Origin of the sequence: Lentzea indica (assembly GCF_012184385.1) — a bacterium.
Lineage (GTDB): Bacteria > Actinomycetota > Actinomycetes > Mycobacteriales > Pseudonocardiaceae > Lentzea > Lentzea indica.
Genome location: NZ_VSRL01000305.1, coordinates 1 through 9,838, shown reverse-complemented (window position 1 = coordinate 9,838; position 9,838 = coordinate 1). Strand labels below are relative to the sequence as shown.

The following is a 9,838-nucleotide window of genomic DNA, read 5'->3' as shown; positions in this document are numbered from 1 at the left end:
GGCTGGCTGCGCACCGCGGTCGACGTGATCACCACGGCCCGGCCGAACCCACGCGCCGCCATCGCCGGCAACGCCTCGCGCAGCAACGCCAGTGGCCCGAGCAGCAACAGGTCGAGGTCACGGTGCCATTGCGCGTCCGGCACCTCGAAGACGCCGCCCGGTGACGGCCCGCCCGCGTTCACGACCAGCACGTCGAGCGAGCCGTAGCGATCGCGGACGTGGGTCACGACCGTGGCGGCCTCGCGAGCATCGGCGAGGTCGCAGACGAGGTGGTCCGCGGCCTCGCCGAGCGCCGCTGCCGTCTCCTTCAACGTGGCTTCGGTGCGTCCGGCCAGCACGACGCGATGCCCGCTCTCGACGAGCGCGGCGGCCGTTGCCGCACCGATTCCGCCGGCGCCGCCCCCGACGAGCGCGACCCGCGTGGTGTTTGCGTCCATGAGCTCCTACAGTCGCCGTGTGCGAGAGGCTGACCAAGGATGAGTCCCAGTGACCGGGACTCGCAGTCCACCGAGCCGAGCGGTTCACTCGAACGCGCGGCGGCGATCCTGGACGCGTTCGACGTCTCCCATCGCGAGCTGGGCCTCGCCGAACTGGTGCGCAGGTCCGGGCTTCCGCGCTCGACCGTGCACCGCACGGCGGCCCGCATGATCGAGCTCGGCTGGCTCGACAAGCCGCAGGACCGCTACCGGATCAGCACCGGGCTGTTCAAGCTGTCGGGCCTCGTTCCTGTGCGGCACGAACTGCGCGAGGCCGTGCTGCCGTTCCTGCAGGACCTCTACGCCGCCGCCCGCGTCACGGTCAGCTCGGCGTGCTCGACGGCACCCGTGTGCTGGTCGTGGAGAAGATCACCGGGCACCGGCCGATGCCGATGCTGTCCCAGGTCGGCGGCATGATCCCGGCGCACTGCTCTGGCCTGGGCCGCGCGATCCTCGCCTACTCGGATCCGTCCACCGTGGACGCGGTGATCGCCGCCGGGATGGAACGCCGCACACCCCGCACCATCACGAGCCCCACGGCGTTGCGCCGCGAGCTCGCCGCGATCCCCGACCGCGGCTGGGCCTACGACAAGGAGGAGGGCAACGTCGGCGTGAGCTGCGTGGCGGCCCCGATCTTCGGCGCGACCGGCGAACCCGCCGCCGCGCTGTCGGTGACCGGGCCCAGCGCGGCCGTCCGTCCCGAACGGATCGGTCCCGCCGTGCGGATGGCGGCCGCGGCGGCGAGCCGCGCCTACTCGACCCGCCGCTGGGAGTCCCAGTAGCCGGGACTTCCGGTTGGTGGTGACCGTGGGAGCGCTCCACAGTGTGGTCCGTCACATCCTCACCCAGGAGGACCAGGATGCGAGTCGCGATCATCGGTGCCGGAGTCGCCGGGCTCACCACGGCGAAAGTGCTGCTGCAGGCCGGGCACGAGGTCGAGGTGTTCGACAGGACACCGGACGTCGGCGGCGTGTGGAGCCGCACCCGGCGCTACCCCGGCCTCACCACGCAGAGCCCGAAGGCCCAGTACTCGTTCTCGGACTTCCCGATGCCGAAGGACCTGCCGGAGTGGCCGACGGGCGCCCAGGTCCAGGCCTACCTCGAGGCGTACTCGTGGCACTTCGGCGTGGACGCTTGCCTGCGCCTGGAGACGACGGTGACGTCCGTCGTGCCGGTTGACGGTGCGTGGGAGCTGACCACGAACACAGGAACGACTTATCGGTACGACCGCGTGGTCGTGGCCAACGGCGTGTTCTGCGAGCCCTCCATGCCGGCGTTTCCCGGCCGTGAGGAGTTCGAGGCGGCCGGCGGACGGGTGCTCGCGGGCACCGACTTCCACGACGCCGAGGAAGCACGGGACCGGCACGTTCTCGTGGTCGGCTACGGCAAGTCGGCGTGTGACGTGACGGTGCCGATCAGCGGCGTGGCCGCGAGCACGGACGTCATCGCGCGGCAGCTGCTGTGGAAGGTCCCACGCAAGATCGCCGGGGTCGTCAACTTCAAGATGCTGCTGCTGACCCGCATGGGCGAGGCGTTGTTCCGCTACCGGTGGCTGCGCGGGTTCGAGAAGTTCTTGCACGGCCCAGCGAACCGGATGCGGCGCTCGATGCTCAACTCGGTCGGTTCGGTGTCGGTGCGGCAGTTCGGCCTCGCACGGCACGGCCTGGTGCCGTCCGGGCAGATGGAGGACATCGTCAAGGGCGCGATCGGCCTGGCCACCGAAGGGTTCTTCGAGGGCGTCGAGTCCGGCGCGATCCGCGTACACCGTGACATGACCATCGCGAAGCTGACGGCCGACGGCGCTGTGCTCTCGGACGGCACGGTGCTGCCCGCCGACCTGATCGTCTGCGCCACGGGGTTCACCCAGGGAGTGCCGTTCCTGCCCGCGGCCGTGCAGGAACGGTTGTTCGACGAGCGCGGCAACTTCGCGCTGTACCGGCAGATCCAGCCGATCGGCGTGCCCGGCCTGTACTTCAACGGCTACAACTCGTCGTTCTTCAGCCCCCTCAACGCGGAGATGGCCGCGTTGTGGATCGCGGCAGACATGGCGGGAGCGCTCTCGCTGCCGGACGCCGATGCACGGCGGGCAGACGTGGCCGCGCAGCTCGCGTTCATGGACGAGGCGACGAACACGCACCACTGCCGCGGCACGAAGATCATCCCGTTCTCGCTGCACAACGCCGACGAGGTGCTGGCGGACCTCGGTCTGCAGATCGGCAGGCTCACCCGCGCCTCCCACTGGCTCAACCCCGTCGCACCGTCGGCGTACCGCAAGGTCACGCCCTTGTTGCTCACCCGGCTCGAGGCCCACGCGGCCACGGTCCCGGTGGACGTCTCGTCGAAATGAGGTTGAAGAACATGGAGACCCCCGTGAAGCACCACGTCTACCGCACCGGTGAGGGCACGAACGTCGGCGCGATCGGCCTGGGCATCTACACCCGGCTGACCGGCGCGGACACCAAGGGCGCCTACTCGTTGTTCGAGTACGTCGTGCCGCCGAACCTCGGCGGTCCACCCACGCACATCCACACCCGCGAGGACGAGCTGTTCACGTGCGTCCAGGGACGGGTCGTCGTCGAGCTGGACGGCGAGGAACACGTGCTGGGGCAAGGCGATTCGCTGCTGATGCCGCGCGGCGTGCCGCACATGTTCCACAACCCGTTCGACGAAGAGACCCGCGTGGTGGCCGTGGTGTCGCCGCCGGGACTGGAGAACTACTACCAGGCGCTGTCCGAGCTGCCGCCGGGGCCGCGCGACATGAAGCTGGTCGCGGAGATCATGACGCGGCACGGCCTTTCGTTGCAGAAGAAGCCGTGAACAAGCCTGTGTCTTTTGACCGCACAGACATGGTGCGGCTGATGTGCGCCGCGGTCGACGCCGGGGACGCGGAGGCGTTCGGTTCCTGGTTCGCCGACACCGCTTCCTACACCTTCGGCAACAACCCGCCGCTGGTCGGCCGTGACGCCGTGATGGCGGCGACGGCAGGTGCCGCGGGTGCGTTGCCGTGGGTCCGGCACGTGATCGACCAGATCGCCGAGGTGGACGACCAGTTGTTCTGCCGGTTCACCATCGAGACCGAAGCGCGGGACGGCACGCCGCTCGCATTGCCTTGTGTGACGGTGATCTGGATGTCCGAGGACAAGATCGTGGACTATCGCGTGCACATGGACATATCGCCGGCGATGACGTGAAGTGGGGCCCGGTTTGCCTTCCCGGGCCCGACTTTCATGCTGCTTGGACTTCCGGGGATGCCGGCCGGTGCAACGTCGCGAGGAAGCTCCTGCAGGCCTCGACGTCGAGCTCGTCCATGCGCCACGCGACGTGGCCGTCGGGGCGGACGACGTAGAGGGCCTGCGAGTCCGGCTCGGTGAGGCCGTAGTGCTCGAAGACCTGGACTGAGTCGGCCCGGTGCACGCGCTCGTCCGGCCTGGCCTCGACCCGTGCGACGAGGTGGGTCGTGACGCCGAGCTCGTCGAGCCGGGCCGTGTGGTCCGCGATCTCGTCGGCGGTGAGGTGCTTGCGCGACAACGCGACCACGTGCAGCTGATAGCCCTGCAGCAGGTCGAACATCTGCTCGCGGTCGTTGATCTTGGCGTCGGGGACGCGATGGCCGGCGAGCGGACCCTTGAGCGAGTAGAGCAGCTCGTTGACGTTGATCTCGCTCGGCCGGTAGCCGAGACTCAGCTGCGACAGGCGGTGGAACGACTTGCGGTGCGGCAGAGGGACTTTGGACATCCGTCCGATCAGGAACGGCCCTGCCGTGTCACGCAGCCACGCCTGCCATCCGTTCAGTCCGGCTGCCACACGGTAGAGGCGGTCGGTGAACTTCAGCAGGCGCACTCCCGCGGGATGGCGTTCCGCGGAGTAGGTGTCGAGCAGATCCGCGTCCGCGTCGTTCCTGATCACGGCCGCGAGTTTCCATGCCAGGTTGGCCGCGTCGTGCAGGCCGGTGTTCATGCCCTGGCCGCCCGCCGGGGAGTGGATGTGGGCGGCGTCGCCGACGAGGAATCCCCTGCCGCGGCGGTAGTCGTCGACGCCGCGCAGGTGGACCTGGTAGCGGCTGGTCCAGATCGGGGCGCTGAGGATGACGGGCAGGTTCATCGCCTTGCGGAGCTCGTCCTGCAGGTTCTCCAGCTCGAAGGCCGCTCCCGGCTCACCGAAGTCCGTGACCATGACACGCGACGTTTCAGCGCCCTTGAGGGGCAGGAAGAGGCCGATCCGGTTGCCGTTCATGAACACCCGGAAGTGCGCGTGGTCCAGCGGCCACTCGACCTTGCAGTCGGCGAGCAGGTAGCGCTGGGCGTACTTGTCGCCCTCGAAGCCGATTCCCAGCTGCTGCCGGACGGTGCTGTGGGCGCCGTCCGCGCCGACGACGTACTGCGCGGTGACGACGCGTGGCTTGTCGTCCCGGCGAAGCACTGCGGTCACGGCCTCGTCTGTCTGCTGGAGTTCCGTGAGCCGCGTGCCGCGGCGGACCGTGACACCGTGCCGCGCGAGGTCGCGCAGCAGCACTTCCTCCACTTCGGACTGTGGCGCCATGAGGATGAACTGGTACGGCGTGGTCGCCGCACCGGCCCTGTCGAAGTCGAGGCCACCGACCTGCTTTCCCTTGATGTGAAAGCGGATTCCGGTGGTGACGACACCGTGGCGGAGCAGTTCTTCAGCGAGTCCGATGCTGCGGAACAGCTCGATGGTGCGGGCCTGGACGGCGAAGGCTCTCGACTCCGTGGCGGGGCCGGCGTTGGCGTCGACGACGCACACCCGCACACCCTGGCGGACCAGCAGCGCCGCCGTCATCAGACCGCTCGGGCCGGCGCCGACGACGAGCACATCGCAGTCGTACCGGTGCAGCCGAGCCGGTGGCGCGGTTCTCGCGGTTATCGGTACCTTCGCCGGCCTGGTCCTCGACTTGCCGAGGCGGGTCAGGAAGCCGCTGCCGGGACGTGCGGTGACCTGCGGCAGCGGGTTCTTGGTGAGACTGCCCCACAGCCGCCGGGCAACGAGGAGGAGCAAGGTCACCAGAGCGAGGATCAGGAGGCCCACGGTCTACTCCACCTCCGGCAGGTCGCTGCACATGCGCAGGAACTGCTGGCGCAGCGGCCCCTCGACCAGAGGCTGGATCTCGCGGACGAACTCCTGGACGTACGGCTCGGCGAGGTGCTTCTCCAGGTCCTGCTTCGACCGGAACATCTCGTAGATCACGAACTGCGACCGGTCCGCGCGGTCGCGGTGGATGTGGAACTCGATCGAGCCCGTCTCCGCGCGCAACGGCTCGACGAGGCCGAGGATCAGCGCCTCGACCTGGTCCTCACAGCCCGGCTTCGCCGTGGCGAAACCCAGGTGGGTGTACGGCCCGGTCTCACCGGCGTCCGGTTCGGGCAGTACGACACGCGCGTCGCTCATGAGGCCTCCCACGACTGCTCAACAGATGGTGAATTCACCATCGCAGCCGGCGAGCGAGCGATCACAACGCGAGTCCCAGCGAGCGGGACCACCCAATGCAGAATGCCGTATACCAGGCGTGTTCACGCCTGGTATACGGCATTCAATATCCGATATATCGCCCTCGGGTCAGGCCCCGAAGAAGACCTCGGCCTCTTCGTAGCGCTCCGTCGGAACGGTCTTGAGCTCGGCCGTCGCCTCGGACAGCTTCACGCGCACGATCTCGGTGCCACGCAGCGCGACCATGGTGCCGAAGTCACCGGCTTCGACGGCGTCGACGGCGTGCAGGCCGAAGCGCGTGGCGAGCACGCGGTCGTACGCGGTCGGGGTGCCACCGCGCTGGATGTGGCCGAGGATCGCCGGCGCGGACTCCTTGCCGGTCGCGGTCGCGATCTCCTCCGCGAGCCACTGGCCGACGCCGCCGAGGCGGACGTGACCGAAGGCGTCGCGCTCACCGGAGTGCAGCACCTCGGCGCCGCCCTCGGGAATCGCGCCCTCGGCGACGACGATGATCGGCGCGAACTCGCGCTCGAAGCGGCGCTCGACCCACTCGACGACCTTGTCGACGCTGAACGGGCGCTCGGGCACGAGGATGACGTTCGCGCCACCGGCGAGACCGGAGTGCAGCGCGATCCAGCCGGCGTGCCGGCCCATGACCTCGACGACGAGTGCACGGTGGTGCGACTCGGCCGTGGTGCGCAGGCGGTCGATGGCCTCGGTCGCGATGTGCACGGCCGTGTCGAAGCCGAACGTGTAGTCCGTGGCGCCGAGGTCGTTGTCGATCGTCTTCGGCACACCGACGACGCCGATGCCGTCATCGGTGAGGCGCTTGGCGACACCGAGGGTGTCCTCGCCGCCGATCGCGATGATCGCGTCGATCTGGTTCTCCGCGATGGTCTCGCGGATGCGGTCGACGCCGCCCTCGACCTTGTAGGGGTTCGTGCGCGACGAGCCCAGGATGGTGCCACCGCGGGTGAGGATCTCTTCGACGTCCGTGAGGCCGATCGGCTTGGTGAGGTTCTCGATCGGGCCCTGCCACCCGTTGCGGAACCCGACGATCTCCCAGCCGTGTGCCTTGATGCCCTTGCGGACCACGGCCCGGATCACGGCGTTCAAACCGGGGCAGTCACCACCGCCAGTGAGCACACCGATGCGCATCTGCTTGCCCAATCTCTCGTGTCCTGTGTCACTCAGACTTTCACGAGCTGTATCGGTGCAGCAATGCGGGTCTCACTTACCGGACGGGAAACCCGATTTTGCGCCGATGCTCCTCTATCACCTTCCACCGCGCGAGGTTGTGGCGCGCGTCGGCGAGAGCGTCGTGCGCGTCGACCGGCGGGGCCGGCAGCTTGGGCCTGCCGACGTCGTCCCAGCGTTGCCGCAGGTCGCGGGTGAACCGGGGCAGCGCGCGCGGCAACGCCGGCATCGCGCCCCACAACTGCGCCAGCGCCACGTGGTCGTAGGCGGCGAACCACGCCCACAGCTCCACCTCGTCGCGGGCGGCGTTGCGTGCATTGAGGAAGTCGAGCAGATCCTCACGGATGCGAGCCCGGCTGCGCCACGCCTTGTCCGCGGGCGACGGAAGCTGGTTGAGGACGTTCTGCCGCACCCACGGCCCGGCTTTCTCGGGGTCGAACTCGGTGGACACGGCGTAGAACTCGCGGCCTTCCTCGTCGACCACACCGATCGACACGAGATCGATCGTCAGCCCGTCCTCGATGAACTCACAGTCGTAGAAGAACCGCACCGCAACACCCTAGGGGTTGCGGTCAGCTCGCCTTCGTCTCGGGCACCCGGTCGGACGGCTTGGCCTGCTCCGGCACGTTCGCGGCCTGTTCCTTGGCCTTCGCCGCGTAGACGTCGACGTACTCCTGACCGGAGAGCTCCATCAACGCGTACATGATCTCGTCGGTGATCGACCGCAGCACGAACCTGTCGCCGGACAGCCCCTCGTAACGGGAGAAGTCGAGCGGCTTGCCGATCTTGATGCGGATCGGGTGAGGCTTCCACATCCGCGAGCCGATGGGGTTCGCCTTGTCGGTGCCGAACATCGCCACGGGAATGACCGGCGCACCGGACTCCAGGGCGATCCACGCGACACCGACCTTGCCCTTGTAGAGGCGCGCGTCGGGCGAACGAGTGCCCTCGGGGTAGATGCCGAGCAGCTTGCCCTCACGCACGATCCGCACGCCGGTGTCGAGCGCACCCTGCGCGGCGGACGCGCTGGACCGGTCGATCGGCACCTGGCCGACGCCGGAGAAGAACCACTTCTGCAGTTTGCCCTTGATCCCCGTGCCGGTGAAGTACTCGATCTTGGCGGGGAAGGTCACGCGCCGCGACAGCATCAGCGGCAGGAAGAAGGAGTCGGACACGGCGAGGTGGTTGCTCGCCAGGATCGCGCCGCCCTCCTTCGGGATGTTCTCGGCGCCCTCGATGATCTTCGGCTGGAAGAACAGCCGGAGAAGAGGTCCCAGGAGGACGTGCTTCATGATCCAGTACAGCACAGCGGGAAGCGCCTCCCTAGACACCGAACCTTGATCCCGGTAGCCAGCCTACGGAGCCGACCGCACCTCACACAACGAGTCTCAAAGTAGTGCGTCACGGCCATGACTGAGCCGACTGCCGTAACCCGCAACACATCCCGCCCGTGCAACGATGAGGGGTCAAGAGGGTTGCGGCACATGGAGAGGCTCTGGATGAACGCCCGGCGCGACTCGACCGACGGCCCCGAGAACGTCGACGAGCTCTTTGCCGAGATCGTCGCGGGTCTCGAGCGGGACGGGGTCGGCAAAGACTGGCTCGACTTCGACGAGGCGGGCCCCGAGAGTGTGCACAGCGACCTCAAGTCACGCGACGACACGGCCGACGACACCACACCGGACGTCGTGGACGAGCCCGAACGCCGAGATCGGGACGACGAGGACCACTACGTGCCGCCGGAGCCGCCGCCGTTCCCGGTCCTGCGCGCCTCCACGCTCGCGGCACTCGGCCTGTTCGTGCTGGGCATCGTCCTGCTGGTCGCTCCCGGCCTCTTCGGACTGCAGTCGCGCATCGGCACCCCGTTGTCCCTCGTGGCGCTCTGCACCGGCGTCGGCTGGCTGATCCTGCGCATGCGCAACACCCCGCCGCCGGACTCGGGATGGGACGACGGCGCCCAGGTGTGACACGTCACGTCCCGTTCGGTAACGACGTGATAACGGCCACTCAAACCTTCAGATAACGATTCGGTCATGCTTTCGTGTCGGCATGGACCAGATGCAGCACCTGATGATGGCCCGCGCCATGGCGACCCTGGGCAAGAAGGACGCGGAGCGCGCCAAGCGCCGCCGTCCGCGCATCCTGCGCCTGCTCGGCCGCTGATCTCCGGCTCCACCCCGGCATTTCAGACGGAGTGTTCGCGGCGGGCGAACAATCCCCGACACGCCCGCCGCGACACTCATTTCCACGCCAAGCCTCACTAAGAGCGGCGACGGCGTAGCGCCTCCGGTGCATCGCGATCGCGCTCAGGCACCCGACGCTTCCCATGCCTTAGCAACGAGTCTTTTGCGGACGAAGTCAAAAGACTCATTGCTAAGACGCAGGTCAGCGGCATCGAACTAACTGATATATCGGTGTGTCAGGAGCGGCGGGCGCTGTTCTTGGCCATCGACGCGGCCATCTCGCGGGCCAGGGTCGCGGCGCCCACGATGCCTGCGTCGTCGCCGAGCTGCGCGGTGCGGATCCGGGCCAGCGGACGGTGGCCCGCGCCGGTCACCACGGAGGAGTAGCGCTCGCGGGCGTCGTCGAGGAACAGTGGCGCCGACTCCGACACCCCTCCCCCGATGACGATCACCTCGGGGTCGTAGACGTCCGCGACGAGCGCCAGGCCCTCGCCCAGCCAGCGGGCCAGGTCGGCCATCGCGCGCTTGGCGAGCGGGTCG

General features: G+C 68.4%; 13 protein-coding genes. 6 read left to right on the top strand and 7 right to left on the bottom strand.

Annotation, left to right across the window (positions count from 1 at the left end; genetic code table 11):
- On the bottom strand, nucleotides 1–437 hold a 437-nt coding region (locus FXN61_RS43070; RefSeq protein ID WP_167979604.1), incomplete at its 3' end, for an SDR family NAD(P)-dependent oxidoreductase.
- Nucleotides 438–476: 39 nt separating this feature from the next.
- Here FXN61_RS43070 and FXN61_RS53700 point away from each other — a divergent pair.
- The 5 genes from FXN61_RS53700 (at nucleotide 477) to FXN61_RS43050 (ending at nucleotide 3,667) form a co-directional block, all read left to right on the top strand.
- Nucleotides 477–893, top strand: coding sequence for a helix-turn-helix domain-containing protein (locus FXN61_RS53700; RefSeq protein WP_246292917.1), 417 nt, complete (start codon nucleotides 477–479; stop codon nucleotides 891–893).
- Nucleotides 809–1,258 (top strand): IclR family transcriptional regulator, encoded by a 450-nt coding sequence (locus FXN61_RS53695; RefSeq protein ID WP_312878438.1) that lies wholly within the window; start codon nucleotides 809–811, stop codon nucleotides 1,256–1,258. The genes FXN61_RS53700 and FXN61_RS53695 overlap by 85 nt, the downstream gene beginning before the upstream one ends.
- A 77-nt stretch (nucleotides 1,259–1,335) precedes the next feature.
- Entirely contained in the window at nucleotides 1,336–2,823 is a 1,488-nt protein-coding gene (locus tag FXN61_RS43060; RefSeq protein WP_167979603.1) for a flavin-containing monooxygenase, read from the top strand.
- Nucleotides 2,824–2,834: 11 nt separating this feature from the next.
- A complete protein-coding gene (locus FXN61_RS43055; protein WP_167979602.1) occupies nucleotides 2,835–3,293 on the top strand; it encodes a cupin domain-containing protein in 459 nt (152 codons plus the stop codon).
- Nucleotides 3,290–3,667, top strand: coding sequence for a nuclear transport factor 2 family protein (locus FXN61_RS43050; RefSeq protein WP_312878437.1), 378 nt, complete (start codon nucleotides 3,290–3,292; stop codon nucleotides 3,665–3,667). Before FXN61_RS43055 ends, FXN61_RS43050 begins: the two co-directional genes overlap by 4 nt.
- A 34-nt stretch (nucleotides 3,668–3,701) precedes the next feature.
- Here FXN61_RS43050 and FXN61_RS43045 read toward each other — a convergent pair whose 3' ends face one another.
- The 5 genes from FXN61_RS43045 to FXN61_RS43025 form a co-directional block, all read right to left on the bottom strand.
- Nucleotides 3,702–5,519 carry an FAD-dependent monooxygenase gene (locus FXN61_RS43045; RefSeq protein ID WP_167979601.1) on the bottom strand — a complete coding sequence of 606 codons (1,818 nt, stop codon included), beginning with the start codon at nucleotides 5,517–5,519 and terminating at the stop codon, nucleotides 3,702–3,704.
- Between the two features lie 3 nt (nucleotides 5,520–5,522).
- A complete protein-coding gene (locus FXN61_RS43040; RefSeq protein ID WP_167979600.1) occupies nucleotides 5,523–5,879 on the bottom strand; it encodes a putative quinol monooxygenase in 357 nt (118 codons plus the stop codon).
- A 168-nt stretch (nucleotides 5,880–6,047) separates the two neighbouring features.
- Complete coding sequence (locus FXN61_RS43035; protein WP_167979607.1) at nucleotides 6,048–7,076, bottom strand: 6-phosphofructokinase; 1,029 nt, start codon at nucleotides 7,074–7,076, stop codon at nucleotides 6,048–6,050.
- 76 nt (nucleotides 7,077–7,152) lie between these two features.
- Nucleotides 7,153–7,665: a polyadenylate-specific 3'-exoribonuclease AS gene (locus tag FXN61_RS43030; RefSeq protein WP_167979599.1), complete on the bottom strand. Its 513-nt coding sequence runs from the start codon at nucleotides 7,663–7,665 to the stop codon at nucleotides 7,153–7,155.
- 22 nt (nucleotides 7,666–7,687) lie between these two features.
- Entirely contained in the window at nucleotides 7,688–8,422 is a 735-nt protein-coding gene (locus FXN61_RS43025; RefSeq protein ID WP_167979606.1) for a lysophospholipid acyltransferase family protein, read from the bottom strand.
- 177 nt (nucleotides 8,423–8,599) lie between these two features.
- On the opposite strand from FXN61_RS43025, the gene FXN61_RS43020 reads away from it, so the two are divergent.
- Nucleotides 8,600–9,082: a hypothetical protein gene (locus FXN61_RS43020; protein WP_246292915.1), complete on the top strand. Its 483-nt coding sequence runs from the start codon at nucleotides 8,600–8,602 to the stop codon at nucleotides 9,080–9,082.
- 452 nt (nucleotides 9,083–9,534) lie between these two features.
- Here FXN61_RS43020 and FXN61_RS43015 read toward each other — a convergent pair.
- The coding region (locus FXN61_RS43015) for an ROK family protein (protein WP_167979598.1) at nucleotides 9,535–9,838 on the bottom strand (304 nt) is incomplete at its 5' end.